The sequence below is a fragment of the Arthrobacter sp. KKT183 genome, assembly GCF_055657625.1.
The window spans coordinates 3,384,463-3,410,443 of the sequence record NZ_CM145770.1 but is presented as its reverse complement, the minus strand read 5'-3'; the positions used below and the strand labels follow the sequence as shown (position 1 = coordinate 3,410,443).

Sequence of the window (25,981 nt, the reverse complement as noted above, 5' to 3'; positions counted from 1 at the left end):
CGACGTGTTGCCGGCATCCAGTCCTTCCCACGCGTTGTGCAGTGAAGATAGCCGTCCTATTTCGGCTCAGGGGCAGTAGCCCTTCCACGCACGCCGTACGGGGCACCTTGTTGGGCTTCCCTTCGTAACATAGAACAGCGTCTGCACACCGGTGGTCGTTGCGCCGTCGAGGAACGACCCACGGGTTGGTGCATGGCGCATCAGGATTCGGTTGCGGCCGCTCCCGCAGCTGTCTCGCCGGGACCGCGCGCTCATTCCTGCCGGGATCACCTCGGTAGGAATGGTTTAGCATGGAGCGTACCCGTCAATTTTTGGAGAGTGTAGAGCAGTAGCATGGGTCGATCAGCCGCCAGAGACGGGTCGTCCGACGACCCCGGCGATAGTTGTTCCACTTCCGCGATATCTGAGAACGGCCGCAGGCGCCGGTCAGGCCTCCCTGGGGTAGGGGAAAATACCCGATGATCGAAGCGGTATTGACGCTCCTTCTCGGGATTATTGTGATTCTTGCAATCATCGCGGCCAACGGTTATTTCGTGGCGCAGGAGTTCGCCTACATGTCGGTGGACCGCGCCAGCCTCGGAGCGCGCGCCGCGGCCGGCGACAAGGCTGCGCAACGCGCGCTGAAAGTCACGCGCCGCACCTCGTTCATGCTCTCCGGCGCACAGTTGGGCATCACTGTCACCGGACTGCTCATCGGCTATGTCGCCGAGCCGCTGGTGGGCGAGTCCCTGGGTGTACTGCTGGGTGGTGCCGGGGTGCCGGCGGCGCTGAGCATATCGGTGGGCACGGTGAGCGCGCTCGTCGTGGCCGCTGTTGTGCAGATGATTTTCGGTGAGCTGTACCCGAAGAACCTGGCGATCGCCAACGCCGAACCTCTCGCCCGCGCTCTTGCCCGGTCGACGACGATTTATCTCGCGCTGTTCGGGTGGCTGATCACGGTGTTCGACCACGCGGCTAACGCTCTCTTGCGTGCCGTGCGTGTCGAACCGGTGCACGACGTTGACACGAGCGCGACAGCCGAAGATCTTGAACGCATTGTCGCTGACTCCCGGGAGAGCGGTGACCTGCCCGAGGAGCTGTCGGTGCTCATTGATCGCATCCTCGACTTCCCCGACCGGAACGTTGAACACGCCATGATCCCGCGCTCACAGGTCGGCACCGTTACACCGGACACGACCATGGGCCAGCTGCGCGCTCTCATGGCGCAGGAGCACACCCGCTACCCGGTGATCTCCGAGACGGAGGAGCCGCTCGGAGTCGTCCAGCTCACGGACCTACTCCGCAGCCGCGCGCCCGAGGAGGCCCCGGTGTCTTCCATCATGGTGCCCCCGCTCGTACTGCCAACGCTCATGTCGCTGCCTGACGCGCTGGCCAAGCTCACGCGGTCGCGCAACGAGCTTGCCTGCATCATCGACGAATACGGTGGCTTCGCGGGTGTCCTGACGGTCGAGGACCTGTCCGAGGAACTGGTCGGGGAACTCACTGACGAGCATGACGACGATCCGCCCGCTGTCATCACGCCCGAGCAGGAGAACACCTGGCGGATGAGCGGTGATATCCACGTCGACGAAGTCGAACGCGCCGTCGGCTACGAGTTGCCCGCCGGTGACTACGAGACCATCTCGGGTCTGCTCATTGCCCACCGCGGTGAACTGCCGGTCACCGGCGAGGTGCTGCGGGTCGAGCTGCCCGACGACCCTCGTGATCTGGTGTTGGATCGACCTGTCCACCGTGTGCTCGAGGTTGAAGTGCTGGAACTTTCCCGGCACGTCCCCAGCGAACTGCTCGTGCGGCTTGTCCGGACCGCCGCTGACGGCGCAGGCTGCACGGATGAGACCGCGATCGGCACCGAGGCCGAGACCGAGGAGGATCGATGAGTGATCCGCTGATCGTGACCGCCGTGACCGTGCTGCTCATCGTACTGAGCGCGTTCTTTGTCATTATCGAGTTCTCACTGCTCGGTGCCCGCCGCCACCGGCTGGAGCCCGAAGCTGCGACGAACCGGTCTGCCCGTGCGGCGCTGCGCGGCATCAACGAGCTGACGATCATGCTCGCCGGTGCACAACTGGGTATCACCGCAGCCACTTTCGCCCTCGGCGCGGTTACCAAACCGGCCATCGACGCATGGCTGGGCCCCGTGCTCGCGTCCTGGGGGACTCCGGAACAGTTTGCCGGCGGCGCCGCTTTCGCCCTCTCGCTGCTGTTCGTGACATTCCTGCATCTAGTCGTGGGCGAGATGGCGCCCAAGTCCTGGGCGATCGCGCACCCGGAAACCTCGGCCAAGCTCATCGGTGTGCCCGCGCGCGGCTTCATCTGGTTGGTGCGACCGTTGCTGAGCTGGGTCAACGAGATCGCCAACCGGCTGGTCGCAGCCAGCGGAGTAACTCCGTTGGACCGTGCGGTCGTCGGCGGCCAGGACGTCGACACGATCCGACACCTCGTTGAGCACTCTGCGTCCGTCGGTGCCCTCGACGCCTCCTTCCGCACCCAGCTCTCCGGTGTCCTTGAGCTCGAGAAGCTCACTATCCAAGCGCTGATCGCACCGGGCGGCGTGCCGACCATGGTGCCGGCCACAGCCACGGCCTCCCATGTGCAGGAAGCCGCCGCCCGCTCGGGCCACCTACGCATCCTCGTGGAGGACCTGGACGGGGGCATCCCCGGAGTCGTTCACGTCCGCGACACACTGCTCGAATCGCTGGAAAGGCCGGTTAGTGAGCTGACCCGCCCCGCGTTCACGCTCGACGCCGGAACACCGGTCTACGAGGCCCTTGCCCAGATCCGGGCAGCCGGGGAGCAACTCGCCGCCGTCATGCACCACGGGCGTTTCGTCGGGGTGGTTACCCTTTCCGACGTCCTGTGCCGGGTCCTTCCCCAGAACTCACCCAGGAGAAGCACGCCGGTCAATGATGGGCGGAGCGCCGGAGGAGCAACAACTCCGGGAACGGTCGAAAACTGCGAGAAGGGCGGGCTGGAGCCCCCTGAGGCCAGCGATCAGCCACACTTAATCGCGGCACTCTACGGCCTGAGACCTATCGAATCCGGGAATCGTGAAAACCCTGGGGGCGGTCCGGAACCGAGAGTGCAGGGATCGTTCCGGTCGAGGATCAGGTGTTGAGTGCCGCTCCTACGGGCGCCCGTCCCTGGCTTCATCGTTCTGGTAGATGTCGGGGACGCCGTCGTGGTCGGTGTCGATGGACTCGAGATTCTCGATAGCCCGGTAGTGGCGGTTGCGGGCCTGCAGCAACGCTCCGGCCAGCAGAGCCGCTGCCACAGAGCCGGTGAGGACCGCGACCTTGGCGTAGTCGGTGTTGACACTGCCTGCAGCGAAGCTCAGCTCGGCGATGAGTAGGGAGACGGTGAAGCCAATCCCTGCCAGCAAGGACACGCCCACCAGGTCTATCCATTGGAAGGACGGGTCCAGGCGCCGGCGGGTGATCTTGGTGGTGAGCCAGGTGGCACCGACGATCCCGATCGGTTTGCCCATGATGAGCCCGGCGATGATACCCACAGCGACGGGGGCGGTCAGGGCTGTGGTGAGTCCTTCCCAGCCACCCACTGCCACACCGGCAGAAAAGAAGGCGAACACTGGCACTGCGAACCCGGCAGAGATGGGGCGGAAGCGGTGTTCGAATTCCTCAGCCAAACCCGGGCCGGCCTCAGGTCCGCCGCTGGCCTTGCTGCGCATCACCGGGACCGCGAAACCGAGCAAAACGCCGGCAACGGTGGCGTGGACGCCGGCCTCGTGAACCAGCACCCAGACCACCAGTGCCAGGGGCAGCAGGATGATCCAGAATGCCCAGGCGTGCCGGCTGAAGAACCGGGAGAAGCGATGCGTGAAGAAGGCGAAGACTGCCAGCGGGACCAATGCGAGCAGCAAGGGCGTGAGCGCTACGTCATCGGTATAGAAGACGGCGATGATTGTTATAGCCAACAGGTCATCCACCACCGCAAGAGTCAGCAGGAACAACCGCAACGCGGGAGGTAGGTGGGAGCCGATGATGGCCAGCACCGCCACGGCGAAAGCGATATCGGTGGCTGTGGGAATAGCCCACCCGCTGACCGTCTCCGGGTTCACAGCGTTGAATGCAACGTAGACGAGCGCCGGAACAGCAACCCCACCGACGGCTGCGGCGACCGGGACCACGGCCTTGCTGAACTGGCGCAGGTCACCGGCCACGAACTCCCGCTTCAGCTCCAGACCCACGAGGAAGAAGAAGATGGCCAGCAACCCGTCGGCCGCCCATTTGCTGAGGCTGAGCCGCAGGCTCCAGGGCTCGTAACCGATCTCGTAGTCACGCAAGGCGAAGTAACTATCCGCGGCAGGAGAGTTCGCCCACACGATGGCGGCCAGTGCTGCAACGACCAGCAGTATGCCCCCGACGGTCTCTTTACGCAGGATCTCCCCGACACGGAGCACCTCGCGGTAGCTGCCACGGTGGAGGCTATCGTGGCTGTGATCCTCCGGGCCAGTGGTGGGGTCGTCGTGGCTGGACATGGGCGGCTCCTTGGTCTGCGGGTTCGTCGAATGTGCTCATGCCGACTAGATTTCCTTAGCTCACCAGATCGACAGTCTACGTACGGACCGCCTCGACCGACAGCCACCCCTTGTCCGGTTCACCGCCGGCTGGCAATGGCCAGCAACTCCGGACTAGGGCGAGGTTCGGGTCTGGTCCGGGTTCCGGCGGCCCTTGTGGAGCCCGATTTCGTAGGCTGTGAAGGAGATGAGGGTGGCTGCGATCAATGGTAGTACGAACCAGGCCATGGCTGCGGTGAACCCTTCCAGGGCATCGTGTGCGGTAGCGGTCAGAACGACATATCCGGTGTAGGCCAGGTACAGCCCCACGAACAGGATGCCCTCCCAACGCGCGATCGCGAAGCCGGTGAACGCGACGGGCAGCAGTGCCACCGCGGCTGCCAGCATCACCGGTATATCGAAGGCCACCGCAGCAGCGGATACGGGAATGCCCTCAAGAGAGATCAGGGCGGGCAGTCCGAGCACCACCCCAATGTTGAAGATGTTGCTGCCGACCACGTTACCCACGGCCAGGTCTCGTTCACCGCGGCGCACCGCAATGATGGATGTCGCCAGTTCGGGCAGCGACGTCCCGACTGCCACTACAGTCAGACCGACCACGAGACTGCTCACGCCCAGTGTGGCGGCAATGCTCACCGCGCCTTCCACGAGCAGTGTGGCACCGGCCACCAGTAAGGCGATCCCCAGCAGCACGAGCAGGAGCGATTTGACGAAAGAGTCCGCAGGCGCCGCCTCTTTCTCTCCGGCCGAATCGGCGGTAGCTGAATCGGCGGTAGGCGAACCCCCGGCCGGGTCCGGCGTCGTGGGGATCTTCGCGTCGCGGCGGCCGATAACGACGGTCATCACAGTGTGCACCACCACGACGCAGAAGAGAACCAACCCATCCACGGCACTGATCCTCCCGTCCAGGGACACGAGGAGCACCCCGACTGAAAGGGCGACCATCAGGGGCAGGTCAAAGCGCACCAACCGCTGCTTCACAGCAAGCGGAACAACCAGTGCGGAAAGTCCGAGGATGAGCAGGACGTTGACGATGTTGCTGCCGACCACGTTGCCCACAGCGAGCCCGGGTTCGTCGCGCAGGACAGCGCCGATGGTCACGGCGAGCTCCGGTGCTGATGTGGCTGCCGAGACCACGGTGAGCCCGACCACCAGCGAGGAAATCCCCACGCGACGGGCCAGCGCTGAAGCCCCCCGCACCAGGAATTCCCCACCCAGCACCAGCAACACCAGCCCAGCCACGATCCGTCCCACGTCAAGTGCATCCATGGGTAGGAGTGTACGGAGCACAGCCCAATCCTGCGACCGGTGCCCGCAACAACTCCACCCCCTGATGCCGAAAATCATGGTGGGTAGCAACCGGTCAACCCACTGTGGAGTCCAACAAGACCGGGGGCAGTCCCGGGTGTCGTCTACTGGGGATAGCTGACTGAACGTTGCAGGGGTATCAGATCGTTGCCCCGCAAGCCGATTCTTGACCCTGATACGTGAAGCGTTTTTCCTCTGCGAAGAGCCCGTAATCTGATCCCGCCTGCGGCGGAACCGGAGGTCAAGCCGCTGCTGATTTCCGGCGGCGGGCGGCGATGAATGAGCGGATGCCGAGCACCACATAGATGATGAGCAGGACGAAAGTGATCGTGCTGGTGATCACCGCGGCAGGACGGTCAGCCTCCCCGGCGAAGAGAGCGCCGAGCTGCAGGACGTTCATCGTGGTGCCGAGGACGCCGAGCACTGCCACAACTAGGGCGATGTGGATGCCGATCTTCTGATTCTTCAGGCCGATGAGGCCGGAGATCAGTATGACACCTCCCAGGACGGCCGGGATCAGCGCCGTCCAGCTGGCGAAGGCGGCGATGATGTAAGCGGTGACGCCGAGGGCGATGAGAACGACGCCGAGTGCAATGGTGATGCGAGCCATGCCGCTCCTTACGCTGTTGGTGATTTCTTCTACACAGCGTAGTAGAAATTCGATCACGACTGGGACCGCTGAACTAAGTCATGAAAAGCCGCCATTCGAAGTTAATAGTCACAGGCACTTATCCGCAGCCAACAGGCGCACGCCAGAACGCATCATGTTATTCCTGTGCCGAGTGAAGCTGTCACGCGGACAGTACTTGGAACAGGGGTGGTTAGCCGACCCAGTGCACCAGACATGCGTCAAGGGGGGGCGGGGTGCCACTCCAGCAGCCCACTGTCAGACGGCGGAGTCCCTTCGGTATCACCGAATGTTTGGCAGCCAGACGAGCAGCAGGATCCTCCAACTGAAGTTTTCTTTCGTCGTGCAGCTTCTGGCCTAATTTTGCGCGTAAGTGAGGCAGTCGGCGTTGTCCGGACCAGGTCCGACGTGGACTTCGGCCGCGGTGCACATCAAATGACCGTTGTGGACGCGCATTCGGCTCGCTGGCATGCCCCGACACCGGCTAGGACCTTGGGCAGGCCACCGTGTGTGCCGGTGCCGATAAAGGTGGAGCAGGAGGCATGGTCTTGTCTGCCACCGACGGTAATTGCGGCGGCATTGCAGGCAGAGTGGTCGTTGAACGAACAGTTGGTTACGCTGCACTCTGCTACATGCGTTGTCATCAGGGATCCTCCGTGCTTCGGTCGCCCGGGCCGGGCGGCTCCAATACCTACGGTGGGCCAGTCCAACCTCATCAAAAAGACCTAAATATTTGATCTAATCTCCGCCGTCCGTGGGGTTCGACGGTAGTAATAACATCGCACGGTCATACGATGCGGCATGCTCCCTGGCATGATCGTGTCGGTTAGGACGACGGTTTTGCATAGGTTAGAATTTACTCATCAAGGGGAGTACTCCCGTCTGTGATCGGCCCGTCATTACGGATGCACTGAAGCATCTCGGGTCGTCGGTTCCGGTTTCGTCCGGGCGGAGGAGACCTTGGCGTATCCGTTCAACGCCTACCCCTTGGGAGCCACCCTTATGCAGGTCACACCTATGATCTGGCTCATCACCATCGCTGTGACGATCCTGTTCTTCGTCTACGAGTTCTTCGCCCACGTGCGTAAACCCCACGAGCCATCCATCGCGGAATCGGCGCGCTGGTCGGCGTTCTACATCGGACTCGCACTGCTGTTCGGTGTGGGAATCGGCATGGTGTCGGGATGGAAGTTCGGAGGCGAGTACTTTGCCGGCTACCTCACCGAGAAGGCACTGTCGATCGATAACCTGTTCGTCTTCCTCATTGTGATGGCCGGGTTTGCGGTTCCGAAGAAGTACCAGCAGAAGGTGCTGATGATCGGGATCATCATCGCCCTGATCCTGCGCGGCGGCTTCATCGCCATCGGAGCGGCCCTGATCGAAAACTTCTCCTGGGTCTTCTACATCTTCGGCGCCCTGCTCCTCGTCCTCGCCTACAAGCAGGCCTTCAGCAGCCACGAGTCCAACCCGGCTGACGGTAAGTTCATGACACTCGTGCGCCGGGTCCTGCCCGTCACCAACGAGTACCACCAGGACAAACTCACCGTGATCCAGGGCGGGAAGCGCTTCGTCACACCGATGCTGCTCACCATCATCGCGATCGGCTTCGTGGACCTCATCTTCGCCGTCGACTCCATCCCGGCGATCTACGGGCTGACCAACGAGGCCTACATCGTCTTCACCGCCAACGCGTTCGCGCTGATGGGCCTGCGCCAGTTGTTCTTCCTCATCGGAGGACTGCTCGAGCGTCTGGTCTACCTCGCCCAGGGGCTGGCCGTCATCCTCGGCTTCATCGGCGTAAAACTTGTCTTCCACGCCCTGCACGTCAACGAGCTCCCCTTCATCAACGGCGGCGAACCGCTCCTCTGGGTGCCCGAGATCCCCATCTGGCTCTCCCTGCTCTTCATCGCCGCCACCATCGTCGTCGCGACCGCCGCGAGTCTGCTCAAGACCCGCGGCGACCGAAACAAGAACGCCCGCGGGCTGGTCCACGGCGAACCGGTGATCACCGCCGACCCACACGACCGGGACGAGGAATCCGAGGTCGACGAGAAGGCGACGTCCACTGCGGACATGTCCAAATAGCTCCTCACCGGCAGCTGGGAGAGGGGCGGCTCGCCGTGCTTCAGGATCGCTAACGCGTGCCCGGTCACGAGACAACGCCTGGACGGGTCTCGTGACCGGCGTTTCCCATATGCCTGCGGATATGGTGCGCCCCACATCGTTGCCAACCATTCCGTGTCCCCGGCAGGATGACGTATGGGCCGTTATCGGCAATTTATTCTTCCCAGATAGGCGTTCTTTCTGAGCGCAACCCTAGCCTGGTGCGTGCTCGAGTTGCAGGCTGGAGTGCTCGGAACTGTGATACTGCACTGTCGTACAGTTTTCCCTCGCCGGACGTGTCAGAGATTGAGATGAGGAGAGCGAATGGTAGTTTGCTCGGTGATTTGTCGAGTTGACCGCGTCCCCTGGTTAGGTAGGTCATCTCCATCCGTGGATTCTCGATCTCGCTGGGATCGAGGCTGAAGCGGTAGTGGCGTAGGGTTTCCCATTTGCCGCCTTCACGCAGGCTCGCCTCATTCTTCCCGTTTGAGGAGCCTAATGGTTTCGTGACTGGCTCTTGGCTTTCACGCCACCCTCGTTGTATGAGCTGGAAGGCGTCGTTGCTCCTGCGGTCCACAATTTTCGAGTCCCGGTTGTTTTGCGGGTTTGTGAACCTGTGCATAAACGCGTGCGGTCGTAGAGCTAGGTCGAGCGAGGCGCGGGTGTACTCGGTTGATTCCGTAGGTTCAACAGGTGATGTGTATGCGAGCGTAACCCGGATGTTCAGCCTGCCCCCCAGCCCTCGAGGAATCGGGAGGCTATAGGCGGACAGTTCCCCGCGCTCGGCAGAATCTTTGTAAAGTACGTGGGTTTCATCAGGAGAACAGTTGAGCGTGCTGAGGAAATCCGAGGGTATCCGCCCGTACCCTATTTCAGGTTGCAGCTTCTTATGGCTGCTGGATGGACGCTCAGCGAAGTGGACCCCGAAGGCCCGCAAGACGTTCGTGTTCACCGTTGGCATGTTGATCGCTAGCTCAGACATGGCGTGCGTGACCAAGGGTGCGGCGAAGCTCGTGCCCGTTGCCTCTAAGAAAGTGCCGTCTGCCGCCAGAAGGGGAAATTTCTCTGCGTCGGATCCACCAAATTGAACGCCTAGGGGTTGAACCCGCCCGCCCCATCTTCCGGGGCCGACTGAGGAGTATGAGGAGCGCTTCCAAGGTGCGCCTGGGGCGGAAACATCGCAGGCACCGACGCTGAAGCCGTTCACCATGTCAGCCGGGACTTGCACCCTGTTCCTGCCGGAATGTGAATCGAGGTGTCCATCATTGCCGGCGGCGACGATGAACATGACATCTCGTTCCCACGCCAGGGTGTCGAGTTCGCTTGTCCATCGGTTGGGCTCTGAGTCGTCTTTCACTGGCAGGGTTGGGCCCAGGCTCAGGTTGATTATTTTGTGTTCGTCACGTGACACAACTTCTTTGATTCGATCCAGAACCCAGTAGCCGTGCATGTCACCGGGGATGGCGGGTGGTGGCAACACACGGAAGCTATCGAGTGGTAGGGGTGGGACTACCGCTTGGCCACCGGGCCGTACGAGGCCGTAGAGTGCGGCGCCTGTAACTGCTGTTCCATGCATGAGTGAACCATCGTGTGCTGTTTCGCCTGTTAGATCGATAGATTCGGCGACCATGTGACGGTTGGAGTTTGCGGCCTCGTCTAAGCCGCCGTCGAAGACGGCTACTTTGAAGGAGTCATCCCGTGTGGCCTCCGAGGTCGGCCCATGCCACGCTGTCGCTGCTCTTGTACCGAATATGGGCCGGGGTGGGATCGCCGGCATAGGTCGGACGATCCTCAAGACGTTAAACGCTGCAAGGTTCTCTAACGCGCTTTTTGCAGCCCGTACTGGTACGAAGGTTAGGCCACCGACGCGTCGCACGAAGCTTGCTTCGATGCTGCCACCCTCAGCCTCCACTGCTGCACGCCAATGATCTACGACAGCGTCGTCCGCCGCTATGAGGCTCTCTCCTTGGAGCCCGATAGGATTCAGTACCGTTTCCCAAAGAATGACATCGTCTCCGTCACTTTCCACCTCCTGCAGGGCGCGCGTGACAGCTTGTGTAGGGAGCGATAGTTCATCCAGTTTCCGGATTTCTTCGAAGGCGGCGCGTTCACTGCGACCTCGCCCTTGCGTCTCGATAAGACTTTCCAGGTCAGCTAAAGAACCGTCGGGAACCGAGAGTACAAGGCGGCGCGTTATGGCACGTTTGGAAGCCGAAGCGGTCACATAGAGGCCTTCCTCGGCCCTGGAACCGACGGGCATCGCGCCCAGCTGGTTGAGTAGTTGGCCGGGGAATGAGGACGCTGCCAGGTAGTTGGGAAGAAGCTTAGCTTCGATGAACGTATGCCCCGGTATTTTCATCTCGGAAGAGAGCGTTGACACCTCCTGACGCAGGGACCTTATCTGCGGTAGAAGGGCTTCTCGGGCTTCAACGGCGGATTGTGGCTCATACTTGTCGCCGCCACCGGTTGGTGGCTTCTCCGCTTCAGTACGCAGGGCTTCACCCTTGTACAGAAACGGGCGCTGAGCATCTCCAAACTCGGCCATCTATTCCCCCTGAGTTGTTTCTATGCGGCGTACCGCGTTGGAGACAGTCGGGTGACTGACCCCAGCTAAGTCTGCAATTGCGCGCAGCGATAACCCAAACTCCCTATGCAATCTCTTCCAGATCAGGTTCCTCGACTTTCCATGTCCGAGAGGCATGGAAAGAAGTTCAGTCAACAAGACGCGTTCGAAGGAGGTGCTGCGCAGGATGCTCCGCCGGCCGGCTCTCTCCAGAAGCCGGGTTAGATCGGAGGGTGAACTTCCATCGGTTAGCTCGGCAACGGCCCGCGCGATCGGGGCCTCTAGATTGCCGTTAGCGACCGTGTTAATGAGAGCTTCTCGTTCCCTCAATCCAGGCAGCGGGAAGTCAACAATGCGATCAAATCTGCGGCCAATCGCGGGGTCGAGCAACTGCACATGGTTGGTAGCTGCTATCAAAAAGCTTCGGCTGTCCCATCGGTCCAGTTCGACTAGCAAGACGTTCACGATCCGCTTTAGCTCACCGACGTCGCTGTCATCATCACGAGCTTTAGCTAGGGCATCAAACTCGTCCAGTAGCAGTACGCAGGGCGTTGCTTTTGCGAATTCAAGTACGGCTCTGATGTTCCTCCCCGAGCTTCCCAAATAGCTCGAGAGCACGGCAGCAAGATCGAGGCTAACCAAAGGGAGACCTATTTGACCTGCTACCCAGTGACTGGCGAGGGTCTTCCCGACCCCGGGCGCTCCGGAAAACAGGGCGGATCGGGAGGGCTCCAGACCCTTGGAAGCGAGCAAATTGATCTGCCGTCTTTCGAGCACAATCTCGTCAAGTTCAGCTTGAACTACCTCGGGTAAGATCAAAGTCGTTCCGTCGGGTGTCTCAACGAGCTCCACCAGTGGGCCAGCTCCGCCAGTTTCCATGGGCAGCGAGCTTGTTGAGAAAGTGAGTTGGGTATCACGGGGTGTGCTAATTGCCTCGTGAAGAGCGCTACGGAAGTTCTCCACATCCGCGACGCCATCCGGAACCCTTCGAATTAACTGGTTCGCCACCTTGCGCACAGTGCTGGGGTTACCTTTCGCACCGGCCCTCGCTAGGTTAACGAGTGCCGCTTCCAAAGATGCACTTGGGTGGAAAGAATTGTTGACGGCTGACTGCATGCTTACCACCATACGTAATGAAGCGCTTAGCTGGGCTGTGCGTCGATGGTAAGTTTTGGAACGTCGGCCGCCCGCCTAATCCGTCGGTTGTTCCTTTCCCCTCTAGATATTGGGTTGACTGGTCGCCAAAATGAAAGGGAAGACTTTCTTGTTCAACAGGACACTGATCTTGCGATGTTGTTTCGCGGTCAGGGCATCTTTGTTCCGCTTGTTGAACATATCCAGTAGGAAGCTGTAGTCCTCTTCGCCGTCGTAGTGATTCCACTCGTCAGGAGTGAACGCTCCAGCGGAGTGAAGATGCTCTAGCAGAGTGCGTGAGAAGTACTTGGACGTGAACTCAGCTTCGCCTGCGTTTATCGCTTTTCGGAGGGCATGCATGCTGCTGAAAAGATCCACCTCTAGGTCCAGGTCCTGGCGGCCGAACTTCCTGACGCAAACATTGCCGATCGGGTACAGCGACTCGCCGTTGCGCAGATTCCTAATGGTGAACATTTGGACCAAGTGCGGTTGACCGCAAACGCACTCGCCCTGGCCCGCGGGATCTTCCTCTAAGTCAACGACTTTCCATTCGAGGACGGCAGTGTCCCAAGTGTTTGATTCTGATTTACCGAGCACGGCCTGTACGAGTGCCTTGAAACTTGCAGTCGTCATCCTCGACCTCCCCTTGGCCTCGACCCTACATCAGCCCAGTCAAAGCTCGCCGGTGGCGACCCTTGCGCGTTCGCTGCCGTTCGAATTGATGCCGTGCAAAAAGGACCGAATTTGCCACCTCGATCTATCGCCACATGTCGAGGGGAATCAGTAGGGTCGGTAAGCAAGTACGAAGCGCTTGCACGGCTTGTTGGGCATTAGGCGGGATCTGCACCGCTCATGCGCTTCTTCGCCAAGCAGTAGACCTAGCGACGGGGGCGTTTGGGGAAGGAGCAGGATGGAATTCACACTGGCTGGACTGCGCTCTGCCGGCTTTAGGGGCTTTGTCCCGTTTACGGATCTAGAACGATATGGCTCGGCGTTATGGTCGACGGGCGTTTACGTGGTGCTCCGTCCCGAGCCTTCGGCGCTCTTACTCAGCGACAGCAGTACCGGCTTCTGGCATCGAGAAAGGAACCCTGCATATCCGCTCATCAAGCTCAGGCAAAGGTGGGAGCTACCCACTCCCGTGTTGTACTTCGGGAAGGCTGGCGGTATCGCCGGAGGAACAGCCCTACGGGACAGGTTGGATTTGTACCGTCGCTATGGGGCAGGCGAGAACACCACCCACCGTGGAGGACGGGCAATTTGGCAGATCGAGGATGCTGCTAATCAACTCCTGGTCGGTTGGTCCACCACGCCAGGAGCTGATCCTGAATGCGTTGAGGAGCGATTGTTGAAGCTCTTCAGCACCACGTTCAAGATGCTCCCTATGGCGAATCAAAAACGTGGTAAGAAATGTGGACACCAGCCTCAGTGTCGATGGAACGGTGAATGAGGAGCTGATCTAGGTGAGCTACCCTGCCGGTGCCCGCGTTGCTCGTTACTTCAGCAGTCCTCGTCGGGCTCCTGACAGAGAGTGTTGCTGTGGGGTACACCCATACGCACCGGGCAGTACCAGCAGGTTCGCGATGCGTTCGTGCGTCCAGAAGGCAGGCATGACGAAACTCATCGGGCTAGCACGCGTATCAAAGCAGCAGCAGGTGGATCTCCTGCCGCAGAAGTACGTCGCTATGACTTCATATTGATCACGGTGTGTCCGGCGCTCGAGCCTCGGCCGCAGTTCGACCGGGCACTCACCCCGCTGATCGATGGGCCAGGCCCCTGTAGCGACAAGCTGGGCCCAAACCGGGCTAATCAGGCGGCAAATGGACGTACCCCCAAAGGTCCTCCGAGACCTTGAAAAGCCGTGCGCCGATCTCATCAAGCTCTTCTAATCCATGCAAAGTGGATTCCCAGACCGGACCCTGCCCAACCGGCACGGTTCCCCTTTTTCGCCGTTGAAAGAAGAGCGTTTTGCCTTCAAACATAAGTTCTCCCACGCTCGCATGCAGGATCTTGTTGCGTTGCTCTAGGGCTGCTCTCGCTTCCGCGAGCATTTCCAGGACTTCCGCCTTGTCCTTTTCGCTGACTGTCTTTGAGTCAGTGACCAATTTCCTTACAAGCTGGATCACCGATGACGCACTCATGTTTGCAGTCACGGCATGGCCAACTTCGGAGTCGCTGTTGATCAATCGGGCGCACAGGTCCACAAGGTTCTGTTCCACGCTCGCGGCCCAGATAGCTATGCGACCCACAGCGGCTTCCCCGTCAGAGGTCGTGCCGACGTATGCGCGGTGCCCCTCTATTTCGGGCATTGCTGGCTCTGCGTCCATTGCTCGTAAGCCTTTCCTCAGTCTCATCTCTAAGCCGTAACGGATTCAGGTCGGGCTGCATCAAGACGCTTGTGGATGAACATATCGAAGATCAGTTTGCCGTGGCTGGCCGTATCCAGCCACGGCTCCGCCAGGCCTCAACTGGAACCTAGACGTTCGTGGAATCTGGGTGGGTAGCAATCCACTGTCGGGCCTCAATGTTGGCGATGCGGCGGTACAGGGTGGCTCTGGACATGCCGAGGTCGCGGGCGACATGGGAGGCCGGTTGTCCTTGTTCGATGAGCCGGCGGGCATTGGCGATCTGGCTGTCGCTGAAGATCGGCCGTCGTCCGCCAAGGTCTAAGCCGAAGGCGCGGCGTTTGGTGTTGGAGTCGTTGACGCGTTCGCGTTTGATCTCGAGCTCCATCTGCGCGAGGGCAGCCATGACGGTGAAGACCATGGATCCCATCGGTGTGCCGGTGTCGACGTTCCCGCCGCCGAGGTTCAATACTCGCAGATTCACCTTTTGAGCTCGAAGTTCATCGGCCAGCGCGAGCATGTTGGAAGTGGAACGACCGAGACGATCGAGGGTGGCGACGACCAGGGTGTCACCTTCATGCAGTGCGTCGAGGGCTTTGTCGAACTGGGGACGCCGCGCATGAGCACCGCTGACGCCGTGGTCGATGTACAGGTCATCGCGGCGGACGCCGGCGGCGAGTAGATCGGCGACTTGCCGGTCGGTGCCCTGGAGGCGAGTTGATACCCGCGCGTACCCGATCAGCTTGCCCATGCGGCTCCTCTATGTCGATTCGTCCCATAATCGTCTCGCAACCTACTTCTCAGTCACGAATGGATACCCCTACTTAGGATACATGGTAGCAAGACATAGAGGGAGTAGTAGTGGCGGGGGAGTGGGGTTGTCTCCTTCTAGTGTGTTGCAACCCTAGGGTTGCAAGACATCAGGTGCATTCATGTAGTCCAATTCAGAAGGCCGCCGGCGTCGGTTGAATGCATGCAGCGGAAATCTGTGAGTCGGTGATCCCGCGTGGAATCACCGCGAAGTTGAGCTAGGCACGATCGCTGAAAACTCCCAAATTACAAATGAGGGTGCCTCATTCATCACTTCAGCAAGGGCATTTCTGGAGCGTTATTTTGTACCTGGCCGCTCGAATTGTGTCAGTTCTGTATGTCCGGTGCTGGGAGGTTGCGCAAGGCGAAGTCTCGGCTCTGCGCTTTGGACAGATCACGAGCGCTCAGATCGTCAGTCACGTAATCCGGTAGTGGTGTCGTGGCGGAAGCTTCTCCATGAGTTCAGGGGTCAGCGTGGGGGCAGCGACTAAGTGCAATATCGTCGATGTTACTCAGCAGACGATCTACCCGAATATTGCGCTGCCCCATCGAGCAAACACCGTGAATAGCGGCGTAGTGAACAGGGCGAAGGCGAGCAGATTCACGACAACGCTGTTCCAAAAAGCAAAGCGAAAACTCGCCTTGCGCGTCTTGTGGCGAAGCGCCTGCTGCGCGACGATACCGCCCGGCCACCCACCGACGACACCTAACAGGAGCAGCGCCCTCTCCGAAGTCCGCCACCCCCCGGAGACGGCGGCGGCCTTATCGGCCGCGTACAGGAGAAAGCAGAGGCAGCTTGCCAACAGATACAGTGCTGGCACCCGCAGCGGGATGGGCCATATGGCGTTGACAAGCAAGTATGCGATGACGAGGCCGAGGATTGGCAGATAAGTCAGCCTGCCCGATCTGCGCCGTATTCCCGCTCTGGGCGTTCGCCTCATCGACGACGTTAGCGCTGGCGGATGAACAACCGGCTGCACGCGCGTTGCGCGCCGTTTTCCGTCACGGGAGAGCCCAACCTCAAATGTGAATGCCTCACCAAGCTGAGGTCGACGCGCCCGAGGCGGGAACGCTGAGATGTGCACGAACGTCTTCTGGGAAGTGTCCGTTCGGGAGATGAACCCGAAACCGCGATCGTCGTTCCACGAAGTCAGCGTTCCAGATGCCCGCTCGGTTCCGATCGCCATTTCCACATGTTACTGATCGATATGAGAATCGAATGCGTGCCGCCAGTACAGACACCCGCTTACCTTCAGGTTTCCCCGAGGACGAGGACGAGGTCGTGATCGCGCAGTGGGGCCTCCATGCCAGCAGCCCCTACGGCATCATGCCGGCTGATAGACGGGATAGTCCGTATAGCCTTCAGCGCCGCTGGTGTAAAACGTAGCCATGTTCGGCTCATTCTCCGGCAGACCCTCCTTCCAGCGGTACACCAGATCCGGATTGGCAATGGCCGCACGGCCGACGACGACGGCGTCAGCCAGGTCATTCTCGACCAGTGAGATGGCCTCATCCCGGGTAGTCATGACGCTGAAGCCGGTGTTCAGGAGGAATGGACCGTCAAACTGCTCACGCAGTTCCCGGACCAATTCACCGGCAGGCTCGTTATGAAGGACGCTGAGGTACGCCAGTCCCAGCGGTGAGATGGCCTGGGTCAGGGCGGAGTAGGTCCGGCGGAGATCCTCGCGGTCCAGCTCTGTTGCGCCCTGGACATTGTGCTCGGGTGAAACGCGGATGCCCACCTTCTCGGCTCCGACTGCCTTAGCGACGGCTTTGACCACCTCAACGACGAACCGCGCGCGGTTCTCCGGTGAGCCGCCGTACTGGTCCTCGCGCTGGTTTGCCGCGGGAGACAGGAATTCGTGCAACAGGTAACCATTGGCGCCGTGGAGTTCAACGCCGTCGAACCCTGCCCTGATCGCATTCAGTGAGCCCTGAACAAACTCCTCAATAACTCCGGGAAGCTCGTCTTCCGTAAGCGCGTGGGGGACCGGATAGGGCTGCTTTCCCTTGTAGGTGCGGGTCATGCCGTCGATCGCGATGGCGCTCGGTCCAACGACCGTGCGGCCTCCGTTGGTGTCCTCGTGTGTAACCCGCCCGGCATGCATGACCTGGGCAAAGATGCGACCGCCCTCGGCATGGACGGCATCAGTGACCTTGGTCCAGCCTTCGATCTGCTCGTCCGTCACGAGCCCTGGCTGACCTGGGAAGCCTTGGCCGGCGTGGCTCGGATAAGTTCCCTCGCTGACGATCAAGCCGAGCGACGCGCGCTGGCGATAATGCTCGACGACGATAGGCCCCGGAATGCCGTCCTGGCCGGAACGGCAGCGGGTGAGCGGAGCCATTACCAAGCGGTTGGGCAGTTTCAGTTCGCCTACGGTGATCGGGGAGAACAGCATGGGGGGAGTCCTTTCGCGGAAGCTTTCACTGTGAAAGCGCAGTTGCCCCGGCAACTATTCCGAATGGGACGTGGATCACAGTGGGCGCAACTGATGCTGCAGCTACGTCAGCCCGTTCGCGATTTCCTGCAGCGCGCTGAGGTGCTTCCTGAAAGCGGCTTCACCCTCGCGGGTGAGCTGAAAGACCGTTTGCGCCCTCTTGCCGACGAATGACTTCTCCACGCTGATATAGCCGGCTTCTTCGAGAACGGAGGCATGCTTGCTCAACAGGGGGTAACTGACGTCCAGCGCTTCCTTCAGTGTTTGGTAGTTTGCGCTGTCGACGCTTGCCAGCGCGGCGAGGATGGAGAACCGAAGCGGTGAGTGAACCACATCGTCGAGTTTGGCCCGCGATTCTGAGAGGCTCATCGCCCGCGTGCCACCAACCAGATGCCGCAGGCGATAGTCGGCGCCGCGCACAGTACCGCCAAGAGAATCGACCACCACAGATTTACCTGCCCGTCGCTTTCATGCGTCAGGAAAAGTGAGGCCACCAACATCACGCCTGCCCAGATCCCCGCGGCTCGCCACATCTGCGAAAAGTATTTTGGTCTGACGGTCCGGGCGGCTGATCGCCTCCAGTTCACTATTCCTACCACTACGTAGAACGCGATCAAGAGCGCTATTCCTGCCGCACCTTCCCACCAGGCAAATCGCTGGAGCACTGTGAAGAGACCAAGCCCGAGAAGGATTCCCCACAGGACGGTCCAGAAACCTTCGGCACGCGTGGAAGTGGCGCGCAGACGTGTGGACCCGGCGTCGGCGGCGTGCAGCATCCGCCGCGCCTCCGCGGCCTCAGTGCTCTTCGGCTCTTCCCCATGACGTGCCATGGCACCACGGTAGCAAGCACTTAACGATTTGGAAAGTACTTGTTCACCAGTGGCGCTGCTACCGCAGAACGACCGTGCGGTTGCCGAGCAGCACGATCCTTCCCTCACAGTGCCAGCGCACCGCATTGCGCAGCGCGGCGCATTCGGCGTCGCGGCCCACGGCAACCAGGTCCTCCGGCCCGTAGGTGTGGTCCACCTCGATAACCTGCTGGGAAATGATCGGGCCCTCGTCCAGTTCCGCATTGACGTAGTGGGCGGTGGCCCCGACGGTCTTTACGCCCCGCTCGTAGGCCTGGTGGTACGGCTTGGCGCCCTTGAAACTCGGCAGGAAGGAGTGGTGAATGTTGATGACCCTGCCCGCCATCCTGTTGGAGAGCTCATCGCTGAGGACCTGCATGTAGCGGGCAAGGACCACCAGCTCGACATCGAACTGGTCGACGATGTCCAGGAGCCTTGCCTCGGCCTCCGGCTTGGTGTCCCTTGTGACGGGCACATGGAAGAACGGAATTCCATGCCATTCGACCAGTCCTTCCTGGTCACGGTGGTTGGAGACGACGGCGACAATCTCTACCGGGAGCTCGCCCGTGCGGGTGCGGTAGAGCAGGTCATTGAGGCAGTGGCCCATCTTTGACACCATGACCAGGACACGGCGTTTGCGGCCCTGCGGCTCAAGCTGCCAGTTCAGCTGCCACTGTTCGGCCACCGGCGCGAAATCGCGGCGCAGGTCCTCCGTGGTGAAGGGGTCCGTGGCGACTGCGTCAGTTTGGGATCCAGAGGACCCGAAGGAGAAGTGGACGCGCATGAAGAAGTGCCGCTGCGCTTTGTCCCCGTACTGCTTGATGTCGAGGATGTCGCAGCCGTGCTCGAACAGGAATCCCGAAATGGCGTGGACGATGCCGGGGGACTCGACGCAATCGACCGTGAGGACATGCTCTTCCTGGGACGGCGGGGTTTCAGTTAGCACGGGATGCTCCTTTGATGTCTGACCCATGGTCAGTGCCGGAGGGCGTCGGGTCAAGGCTGTTGAAGCTGTAGAGATGGATACCGGCGAGCCTCGCGGACTGGCTTTTCAGCTCGGCTATCAGGCTCTCCGGCGCATAATGGTCACCGACCAGCAGCTTGCGGGCCAGCGGCCCTTTGCGGCTGAGGAACTTCAGGGAGCTCCCGACGCCGATCTGCGCCGCCAGCGACACCAGGCGGGTTCGCGGAACCGCTCCTGCCACGCCGGCCCAGACGGGCAGCTGCACTCCTACCCGGCGCAGCAGTGCGACATAGTCAAGGATCCGCGGAGCTGAGAAGCACATCTGCGTGACTACGTGGGACGCAAGGTGCTGCTTGGCCAGCAGGGCATCCACGCCCGCCCCCGGATCGAGGAAGGGGTGGCCCTCAGGATAACCCGCGATTCCCGCCCGGATCAGGCCGCTTGAATACTGCTCGATGTCTTCCAGCAGTGGCAGCGCCGAGTCATACGGGCCGGCAGGATGTTTCCGGTCCCCGCCGATGACAAACACTTCCCCGATACCGGCGTCGCTGCAGTTCCGCAGGATCCCGGTGAGCTCCGCCCTGCTCTGAACGCTTCGCGCGGCGAGGTGCGGGATCGCCGTGTACCCGAGACCAGCCAGCTGCGTCGCGGTGCGAACCGTCCGTCCAACGCCGTGATGCGGAAGACAGGTCACGGTGATCGGGGTACTCGGGGCCACCGCAGCGGCAACCCGCTCAACAATTCCCTCGGAAGGGATTATTTCAATTCTGGTGGGGAACATCATTGGTCCTCTCAGTGCATCAGGATCCGGCTGGAACTCAGCCGTGTGCAGCCAGCAGGGTGCTGGCTTCCTGGCGGGTACTGCCGGAGCTTTCAATGTGCGCGAGTTCGGCGGGGATCTCCCACCCCTTCTTGCGCATCGCGGTGGCCCAGAGCCGGCCGGCGCGGTACGAAGAGCGCACCAACGGCCCGCTCATGACCCCGAGGAAGCCGATCTCGTCCGCTTCCTGCTGGATGTCGACGAACTCCTGGGGCTTGACCCAGCGGTCCACCGGCAGGTGGCGTTCGCTCGGACGCAGGTACTGCGTGATGGTGATCAGGTCGCAGCCGGCCTGGTGCAGGTCGGAGAGCGCCTGCGAAATTTCCTCCCGGGTTTCGCCCATGCCCAGAATGAGGTTGGATTTGGTGACCATGCCGAGATCCCGACCCTGCGTGAGCACGTCGAGAGAGCGCTCATAACGGAACGCCGGCCGGATCCGCTTGAAGATGCGCGGCACGGTCTCGACGTTGTGGGCAAAGACCTCGGGCTTGGAATCGCAGATCGCCTGGATGTTTTCCGGCTTGCCGGAGAAGTCCGGAATCAGGAGCTCGACGCCGGTGCCCGGGTTGAGTTCGTGGATCTTGCGGACGGTCTCCGCGTAGAGCCACACGCCCTCATCCTCGAGGTCGTCACGGGCCACGCCGGTCACAGTGGCGTAGCGCAGCTGCATGGCCTTGACCGAGCGAGCCACCTTGGTGGGCTCGAACCGGTCCACCGGGGAGGGCTTGCCCGTGTCGATCTGGCAGAAGTCGCAGCGCCGGGTGCACTCGGAACCGCCGATGAGGAACGTCGCTTCCTTGTCCTCCCAGCACTCGAAGATGTTGGGGCAGCCGGCCTCCTCGCACACGGTGTGGAGGCCTTCCTTCTTCACGAGGTTCTTGAGCTGGACGTACTCCGGACCCATCTGGACTTTTGCCTTGATCCAGTCCGGCTTGCGTTCCACCGGTACTGCAGAGTTGCGCTGTTCTACGCGGAGCAGCTTGCGGCCTTCTGGTGCCAGAGTCATGGGTTCTCTTCCTTCGACTTCCGATTCAGCATTCGACGACGTTCACGGCAAGGCCGCCGAGTGCCGTTTCCTTGTATTTGGAGCTCATGTCCTTGCCGGTTTCCCGCATGGTCACGATGACTTCATCCAGAGATACCCGGTGCGAGCCATCTCCCCAAAGAGCCATCTTGGCAGCATTGATTGCCTTCGCGGCAGCAATCGCGTTGCGCTCGATGCACGGCACCTGAACCAGTCCTCCGATGGGATCGCACGTCAGGCCGAGGTTGTGTTCCATGGCGATTTCCGCCGCGTTCTCAACGTGGGAAGGAGAGCCGCCCATCACCTCGGCGAGGCCGGCCGCTGCCATGGACGACGCCGACCCGACCTCGCCCTGGCAGCCCACCTCCGCGCCGGAAATGGAAGCTTGCTCCTTGTACAGCACGCCGATCGCGGCGGCTGTCAGCAGGAACTTGATAACGACGTCGTCCCGGTCCTCCTGCGTCGCGTTCTCCATGCCGGGCGCGAAGTGCAGCGCGTAGTAGAGCACGGCGGGAATGATGCCGGCGGCTCCGTTGGTGGGCGCGGTGACCACCCTGCCGCCTGACGCGTTCTCCTCGTTGACGGCGAGGGCAACGAGGTTGACCCACTCTTGCCAGTACTTCGGATCCCGGTCCTTGTCCTCCTTGAGCAGCCGCTCATGCCAATCCGGAGCACGACGGCGGACCTTCAGACCGCCGGGAAGCAAGCCTTCTCGCTTGATCGCGGAGTTCTTGCACTCCTCCATCACCTGCCAGATGTGCAGCAGGCCGTCGCGGATTTCCTCCTCGGAGTGCGTTGTCTTCTCGTTGAGGAGCATGATGTCGCTGATCCCCAGGCCGGTGTTGCGGCAGTGCTCCAGCAGTTCTGCCGCAGTGCGGAAGGGGTAGGGCAGTTGTTCCTTCGACTCCTCGAGCTGTTCCGCAGCGGCATCTTCCTCGCCTTCCCGCACGATGAAGCCGCCGCCCACCGAAAAGAACGTTGCCTCGTGGAGTACCTCGCCGTCGTCGTTTTTCACTTGGAAGGTCATGCCGTTGGTGTGGCGGGGCAGTACGGTCAGCGGACGCAGGACCATGTCTTCGACGCCGTAGGGCAGGGAAGTGCCACCGGCCAACTGCAGCATGCCGGTGTCGGCGATGGCAGCCAGCCGTTCCTCCACTTCGTCCGGCAGGATCAGCTCGGGGTGGAAGCCTTCGAGCCCGAGGAGGACGGCGGTCATGGTGCCGTGTCCGCGGCCCGTCGCTGCGAGGGACCCGTAGAGGTCCACCCGCAGTGACGCCACTTCCGCCAGTCTGCCGGAGGCCTTGAGCTCCTCCGCGAAGACGGCGGCAGCCCTCATGGGGCCGACGGTGTGCGAGCTTGAGGGCCCGATCCCGATGGAAAAGAGGTCAAAGACTCCAACAGCCATTGGTCATTCCTTACTGCTTGGAAGGTCAGAACTTTTGTCCAGATATGGAGACCTAAACGTCTCCGAACTCTCGTTACCTGGACAAAAGTTCAGAGGTCAGGCGAGGTCGGCAACGTCGGGGTAGAGGGGGTGCGCGGCGGCGAGTGCTTCCACACGGGAGCGCAGGCCGGAGAGATCAGCGCCGGCGTCGGCAATCAAGGCCTCGGCAATGATGTCCGCGACCTCCGCGAAGGCTTCTGCGCCGAAGCCGCGGGTAGCCAGTGCAGGCGTGCCGATGCGCAGACCGGAGGTCACCATCGGGGGACGGGGATCAAAAGGCACCGCGTTGCGGTTCACGGTGATGTCAATTTCCGCCAGGCGGTCCTCGGCCTGCTGGCCATTGAGCTCGCAGTTGCGCAGGTCCACCAGGACGAGGTGCACATCGGTTCCGCCGGAGATGACGCTGATGCCCTTCGCAGTGACGTCGGGCTGGACCAGGCGTACGGCCAGGATCCGGGCGCCCGCAAGGACGCGCTCCTGGCGTTCCTTGAACTCCGGCGAGGCTGCGATCTTGAAGGCAACTGCCTTGCCCGCGATGACATGCTCCAAAGGTCCGCCCTGCTGGCCCGGGAACACCGCGGAGTTGATCTTCTTGGCGATGTCGGCGTCGTTGCTCAGGATGATGCCGCCGCGCGGACCGGCGAGGGTCTTGTGCGTGGTGGAGGTGGTGACGTGCGCGTGCGGTACGGGGGACGGGTGCAGCCCGGCGGCGACGAGGCCGGCGAAGTGCGCCATGTCCACCATCAGGTAGGCGCCCACCGAGTCGGCAATCCGCCGGAACTCGGCGAAGTCCAGCTGGCGGGCGTACGCGGACCAGCCGGCAACGATGAGCTGCGGCTTGTGTTCCTGTGCGAGCCGCTCCACTTCCGCCATGTCGATCCGGTGGTCATCCTCGCGGACCTGGTACGGAATGACGTTGTACAGCTTGCCGGAGAAGTTGATGCGCATGCCGTGCGTCAGGTGCCCGCCGTGGGCCAGGTTCAGGCCCATGATGGTGTCGCCGGGCTTGATCAGCGCGTGCATCACCGAGGCGTTTGCCTGGGCGCCGGAGTGCGGCTGCACGTTGGCGTACTCGGCGCCGAACAGGGCCTTCAGGCGGTCGATCGCCAGCTGCTCGATGACGTCCACATGTTCGCAGCCGCCGTAGTACCGCTTGCCGGGATAGCCCTCGGCGTACTTGTTGGTCAGGACGGAACCCTGTGCCTGCATCACGGCAGCCGCGGTGTGGTTCTCAGACGCGATCATTTCCAGACCGGTGCGCTGGCGGTTCAGTTCGTCGTCGATCTTGGCGGCGATCTCCGGGTCCAGATCGGACAGCTGTGCGTTGAGCGACGGTGAGACAACCTGCTCGAAAGCGACCGTGGCCCCGCTCGTGCCTGCCGGGCTCACAGCTCGCCGCCATTGGCTGCTGCGTACTCTTCAGCTGACATCAGCGGGCCTTCTTCGGTGACGGCCACCTTGAACAGCCAGCCGTTGCCGTACGGATCGCTGTTGATCAGTTCCGGATTGTCGACGACGTCGGCATTGGTTTCGGTGACCTCGCCGGAGACCGGCGCGTAGAGGTCTGAGACGGACTTGGTGGATTCCACCTCGCCGCACGTCTCACCGGCAGTGACGGTGTCCCCGACCTCGGGAAGGTCCACGTACACGATGTCGCCGAGGGCGTCAGTGGCCACGGCGGTGATGCCGATCGAGACGGGTCCGGAGCCGTCGCCGGCAATCCACTCGTGCTCGGCGGAGTATTTCAGGTCGGCAATAACCTTGCTCATGTGTTTTTCCTTTACAACGAGAAATCTGTGGGTTGGGTGGCTCCGGCAGGGCCGGCATTTTCGAAAGCGTGGGTTAAGCGAAGCAGCACGCGTGAAAATGCCGACTCTGGCGGAGGTGCCGCAGGACTACTTCGAACGCTTGTAGAACGGCAGCGCGACCACTTCGAACGGCTCGGGCTTGCCGCGGAGGTCGATATCCAGCGCCGTGCCCGGTTCAGCGTGCTCGACGTCGACGTAGGCCATGGCGATCGGGTAACCCAGGGTGGGGGAGGGCTGGCCGGAGGTCACTTCGCCCACCACGTTGCCGTCTTTCAGCACGGGATAGTGGCTGCGGCCTGCGCGGCGTCCGAGGCCCTTGAGGCCTACGAGCTTGCGTCCGGTGGTGGAGCCGGCGCCGGCTGCCTTGAGGTCAGCCAGCGCGGTCTTGCCGATGAAGTCGGATTCCTTGGCCAGCGAGACGACCGGGCCAAGACCTGCGGCGTAGGGGTTGCCCTCGCGGGAGAGCTCGTTTCCGTACAGCGGCATGCCTGCCTCAAGGCGCAGGGAGTCGCGGGACGCGAGGCCGGCGGGGATGAGGCCATGCCCGGTCCCGGTCTCCAGCAATGCTTCCCACAGACCCGGGGCACCCTCGTTCGGCACGTAGATCTCGAAGCCGTCCTCGCCGGTGTACCCGGTGCGGGCAAGGAGCAACTGCTCACCCTGAATCTCAACCTCGACCGCCGCGTAGTACTTGAGGTCGGTGACGAGTGAATGCTGTTCGGCGGGCACCAGCGTGAGCAGGATTTCCTCGGCTTTGGGTCCCTGGACAGCGATCAGTGACGTCTGGGCAGAGACGTCGTCGATGGTCACATCGAAGTTGGCGGCCCTTTCAAGCAATTCCGAGGCGACCACGGGCGCGTTGCCGGCGTTCGGCACCACCAGGTACTTCTCCTCCCCGCGGCGGTAGGAAATCAGGTCGTCGATGATGCCGCCGTCTTCCTGGCAGATCAGCGAGTACTTGGCTTTTCCGACTGCCACTGCTGAGAGCTTCCCGGCCAGTGCGTAGTCAAGGAAGGCCGCGGCGTCCGGGCCGGTGACCCAGACTTCTCCCATGTGGGAGAGGTCAAACAGCCCGGCCGCTTTGCGCACTGCGTGGTGCTCGGCGAGTTCGGAGCTGTACTTCAGGGGCATCTGCCAGCCGCCGAAGTCGGTGAATGAGGCGCCGGCCAGCTTGTGCTGGTCGTAGAGTGCTGTGTACTTCTCAGTCATC

General features: G+C 61.7%; 21 protein-coding genes and 2 pseudogenes. 3 read left to right on the top strand and 20 right to left on the bottom strand.

Annotation, left to right across the window (positions count from 1 at the left end):
- Window positions 1-458 precede the first annotated feature (458 nt).
- Window positions 459-1,877: a hemolysin family protein gene (locus ACZ2GY_RS16110; RefSeq protein ID WP_471672470.1), complete on the top strand. Its 1,419-nt coding sequence runs from the start codon at window positions 459-461 to the stop codon at window positions 1,875-1,877.
- A pseudogene (locus ACZ2GY_RS16105) lies at window positions 1,874-2,875 on the top strand (CNNM domain-containing protein); the annotation flags it as partial. The gene ACZ2GY_RS16110 and the pseudogene ACZ2GY_RS16105, both read left to right, overlap by 4 nt.
- Before the next feature lie 249 nt (window positions 2,876-3,124).
- Here the strand turns inward: ACZ2GY_RS16105 and nhaA are convergent.
- The 4 genes and pseudogenes from nhaA to ACZ2GY_RS16085 all read right to left on the bottom strand — a co-directional run bounded on the left by nhaA (window position 3,125) and on the right by ACZ2GY_RS16085 (window position 7,114).
- Window positions 3,125-4,495 carry a Na+/H+ antiporter NhaA gene (gene nhaA / locus ACZ2GY_RS16100; protein ID WP_471672469.1) on the bottom strand — a complete coding sequence of 457 codons (1,371 nt, stop codon included), beginning with the start codon at window positions 4,493-4,495 and terminating at the stop codon, window positions 3,125-3,127.
- A 153-nt stretch (window positions 4,496-4,648) separates the two neighbouring features.
- Entirely contained in the window at window positions 4,649-5,803 is a 1,155-nt protein-coding gene (locus ACZ2GY_RS16095; RefSeq protein ID WP_471672468.1) for a calcium/sodium antiporter, read from the bottom strand.
- A 280-nt stretch (window positions 5,804-6,083) separates the two neighbouring features.
- Window positions 6,084-6,452, bottom strand: coding sequence for a hypothetical protein (locus ACZ2GY_RS16090; protein WP_471672467.1), 369 nt, complete (start codon window positions 6,450-6,452; stop codon window positions 6,084-6,086).
- Window positions 6,453-6,827: 375 nt separating this feature from the next.
- Window positions 6,828-7,114: pseudogene (locus ACZ2GY_RS16085) on the bottom strand (DUF1540 domain-containing protein).
- Between the two features lie 358 nt (window positions 7,115-7,472).
- On the opposite strand from ACZ2GY_RS16085, the gene ACZ2GY_RS16080 reads away from it, so the two are divergent.
- Window positions 7,473-8,555 carry a TerC family protein gene (locus tag ACZ2GY_RS16080; protein WP_471672465.1) on the top strand — a complete coding sequence of 361 codons (1,083 nt, stop codon included), beginning with the start codon at window positions 7,473-7,475 and terminating at the stop codon, window positions 8,553-8,555.
- A 193-nt stretch (window positions 8,556-8,748) separates the two neighbouring features.
- Here the strand turns inward: ACZ2GY_RS16080 and ACZ2GY_RS16075 are convergent, their stop codons facing one another.
- From ACZ2GY_RS16075 to gcvT, 16 genes are all read right to left on the bottom strand, one after another.
- Window positions 8,749-11,118 (bottom strand): S8 family peptidase, encoded by a 2,370-nt coding sequence (locus ACZ2GY_RS16075; RefSeq protein WP_471672464.1) that lies wholly within the window; start codon window positions 11,116-11,118, stop codon window positions 8,749-8,751.
- On the bottom strand, window positions 11,119-12,252 hold the full coding sequence (locus ACZ2GY_RS16070; RefSeq protein ID WP_471672463.1) for an AAA family ATPase: 1,134 nt from the start codon (window positions 12,250-12,252) through the stop codon (window positions 11,119-11,121). It lies immediately after the preceding gene.
- A 102-nt stretch (window positions 12,253-12,354) separates the two neighbouring features.
- Window positions 12,355-12,903 (bottom strand): hypothetical protein, encoded by a 549-nt coding sequence (locus tag ACZ2GY_RS16065; protein WP_471672462.1) that lies wholly within the window; start codon window positions 12,901-12,903, stop codon window positions 12,355-12,357.
- A 1,172-nt stretch (window positions 12,904-14,075) separates the two neighbouring features.
- Complete coding sequence (locus ACZ2GY_RS16060) at window positions 14,076-14,597, bottom strand: hypothetical protein (protein WP_471672461.1); 522 nt, start codon at window positions 14,595-14,597, stop codon at window positions 14,076-14,078.
- A 148-nt stretch (window positions 14,598-14,745) separates the two neighbouring features.
- Window positions 14,746-15,366, bottom strand: coding sequence for a recombinase family protein (locus ACZ2GY_RS16055; protein WP_471672460.1), 621 nt, complete (start codon window positions 15,364-15,366; stop codon window positions 14,746-14,748).
- A gap of 583 nt (window positions 15,367-15,949) precedes the next feature.
- Window positions 15,950-16,612, bottom strand: coding sequence for a DUF1294 domain-containing protein (locus ACZ2GY_RS16050; protein WP_471672459.1), 663 nt, complete (start codon window positions 16,610-16,612; stop codon window positions 15,950-15,952).
- A 138-nt stretch (window positions 16,613-16,750) separates the two neighbouring features.
- Window positions 16,751-17,824, bottom strand: a complete 1,074-nt coding sequence (locus tag ACZ2GY_RS16045) for an alkene reductase (RefSeq protein ID WP_346027718.1) — start codon at window positions 17,822-17,824, stop codon at window positions 16,751-16,753.
- A gap of 102 nt (window positions 17,825-17,926) precedes the next feature.
- Entirely contained in the window at window positions 17,927-18,232 is a 306-nt protein-coding gene (locus ACZ2GY_RS16040) for a winged helix-turn-helix domain-containing protein (protein WP_277357551.1), read from the bottom strand.
- The gene (locus ACZ2GY_RS16035) at window positions 18,229-18,693 is read right to left on the bottom strand and encodes a hypothetical protein (protein ID WP_471672458.1); all 465 of its coding nucleotides are present in this window, start codon (window positions 18,691-18,693) and stop codon (window positions 18,229-18,231) included. The genes ACZ2GY_RS16040 and ACZ2GY_RS16035 overlap by 4 nt, the downstream gene beginning before the upstream one ends.
- Window positions 18,694-18,751: 58 nt before the next feature.
- Window positions 18,752-19,684 (bottom strand): formyltetrahydrofolate deformylase, encoded by a 933-nt coding sequence (purU, locus tag ACZ2GY_RS16030; RefSeq protein WP_471672457.1) that lies wholly within the window; start codon window positions 19,682-19,684, stop codon window positions 18,752-18,754.
- Entirely contained in the window at window positions 19,647-20,459 is an 813-nt protein-coding gene (locus ACZ2GY_RS16025; RefSeq protein WP_471672456.1) for a methylenetetrahydrofolate reductase, read from the bottom strand. Before ACZ2GY_RS16025 ends, purU begins: the two co-directional genes overlap by 38 nt.
- 34 nt (window positions 20,460-20,493) lie before the next feature.
- A complete protein-coding gene (lipA, locus tag ACZ2GY_RS16020; RefSeq protein WP_346027715.1) occupies window positions 20,494-21,501 on the bottom strand; it encodes a lipoyl synthase in 1,008 nt (335 codons plus the stop codon).
- A gap of 25 nt (window positions 21,502-21,526) precedes the next feature.
- Window positions 21,527-22,924: an L-serine ammonia-lyase gene (locus ACZ2GY_RS16015; RefSeq protein ID WP_471672455.1), complete on the bottom strand. Its 1,398-nt coding sequence runs from the start codon at window positions 22,922-22,924 to the stop codon at window positions 21,527-21,529.
- A gap of 96 nt (window positions 22,925-23,020) precedes the next feature.
- Window positions 23,021-24,352, bottom strand: coding sequence for a serine hydroxymethyltransferase (gene glyA, locus ACZ2GY_RS16010; protein ID WP_471672454.1), 1,332 nt, complete (start codon window positions 24,350-24,352; stop codon window positions 23,021-23,023).
- The gene (gene gcvH, locus ACZ2GY_RS16005) at window positions 24,349-24,732 is read right to left on the bottom strand and encodes a glycine cleavage system protein GcvH (protein ID WP_277357544.1); all 384 of its coding nucleotides are present in this window, start codon (window positions 24,730-24,732) and stop codon (window positions 24,349-24,351) included. Before gcvH ends, glyA begins: the two co-directional genes overlap by 4 nt.
- A 126-nt stretch (window positions 24,733-24,858) precedes the next feature.
- Window positions 24,859-25,980 carry a glycine cleavage system aminomethyltransferase GcvT gene (gene gcvT / locus ACZ2GY_RS16000; protein WP_471672453.1) on the bottom strand — a complete coding sequence of 374 codons (1,122 nt, stop codon included), beginning with the start codon at window positions 25,978-25,980 and terminating at the stop codon, window positions 24,859-24,861.
- Window position 25,981: the final 1 nt, after the last annotated feature.

What these genes read in the sequence shown, in the direction of transcription:
- ACZ2GY_RS16015 (WP_471672455.1), bottom strand. Translation starts at nt 22,924, where the DNA reads ATGGCTGTTGGAGTCTTTGACCTCTTTTCCATCGGGATCGGGCCCTCA.
- ACZ2GY_RS16035 (WP_471672458.1), bottom strand. Translation starts at nt 18,693, where the DNA reads ATGGCACGTCATGGGGAAGAGCCGAAGAGCACTGAGGCCGCGGAGGCG.
- ACZ2GY_RS16075 (WP_471672464.1), bottom strand. Translation starts at nt 11,118, where the DNA reads ATGGCCGAGTTTGGAGATGCTCAGCGCCCGTTTCTGTACAAGGGTGAA.
- ACZ2GY_RS16060 (WP_471672461.1), bottom strand. Translation starts at nt 14,597, where the DNA reads ATGGACGCAGAGCCAGCAATGCCCGAAATAGAGGGGCACCGCGCATAC.
- purU (WP_471672457.1), bottom strand. Translation starts at nt 19,684, where the DNA reads ATGGGTCAGACATCAAAGGAGCATCCCGTGCTAACTGAAACCCCGCCG.
- ACZ2GY_RS16065 (WP_471672462.1), bottom strand. Translation starts at nt 12,903, where the DNA reads ATGACGACTGCAAGTTTCAAGGCACTCGTACAGGCCGTGCTCGGTAAA.
- ACZ2GY_RS16050 (WP_471672459.1), bottom strand. Translation starts at nt 16,612, where the DNA reads ATGGCGATCGGAACCGAGCGGGCATCTGGAACGCTGACTTCGTGGAAC.
- ACZ2GY_RS16055 (WP_471672460.1), bottom strand. Translation starts at nt 15,366, where the DNA reads ATGGGCAAGCTGATCGGGTACGCGCGGGTATCAACTCGCCTCCAGGGC.
- lipA (WP_346027715.1), bottom strand. Translation starts at nt 21,501, where the DNA reads ATGACTCTGGCACCAGAAGGCCGCAAGCTGCTCCGCGTAGAACAGCGC.
- ACZ2GY_RS16090 (WP_471672467.1), bottom strand. Translation starts at nt 6,452, where the DNA reads ATGGCTCGCATCACCATTGCACTCGGCGTCGTTCTCATCGCCCTCGGC.
- ACZ2GY_RS16110 (WP_471672470.1), top strand. Translation starts at nt 459, where the DNA reads ATGATCGAAGCGGTATTGACGCTCCTTCTCGGGATTATTGTGATTCTT.
- ACZ2GY_RS16045 (WP_346027718.1), bottom strand. Translation starts at nt 17,824, where the DNA reads ATGCTGTTCTCCCCGATCACCGTAGGCGAACTGAAACTGCCCAACCGC.
- ACZ2GY_RS16040 (WP_277357551.1), bottom strand. Translation starts at nt 18,232, where the DNA reads ATGAGCCTCTCAGAATCGCGGGCCAAACTCGACGATGTGGTTCACTCA.
- ACZ2GY_RS16070 (WP_471672463.1), bottom strand. Translation starts at nt 12,252, where the DNA reads ATGCAGTCAGCCGTCAACAATTCTTTCCACCCAAGTGCATCTTTGGAA.
- gcvT (WP_471672453.1), bottom strand. Translation starts at nt 25,980, where the DNA reads ATGACTGAGAAGTACACAGCACTCTACGACCAGCACAAGCTGGCCGGC.
- ACZ2GY_RS16095 (WP_471672468.1), bottom strand. Translation starts at nt 5,803, where the DNA reads ATGGATGCACTTGACGTGGGACGGATCGTGGCTGGGCTGGTGTTGCTG.
- ACZ2GY_RS16025 (WP_471672456.1), bottom strand. Translation starts at nt 20,459, where the DNA reads ATGATGTTCCCCACCAGAATTGAAATAATCCCTTCCGAGGGAATTGTT.
- ACZ2GY_RS16080 (WP_471672465.1), top strand. Translation starts at nt 7,473, where the DNA reads ATGCAGGTCACACCTATGATCTGGCTCATCACCATCGCTGTGACGATC.
- gcvH (WP_277357544.1), bottom strand. Translation starts at nt 24,732, where the DNA reads ATGAGCAAGGTTATTGCCGACCTGAAATACTCCGCCGAGCACGAGTGG.
- nhaA (WP_471672469.1), bottom strand. Translation starts at nt 4,495, where the DNA reads ATGTCCAGCCACGACGACCCCACCACTGGCCCGGAGGATCACAGCCAC.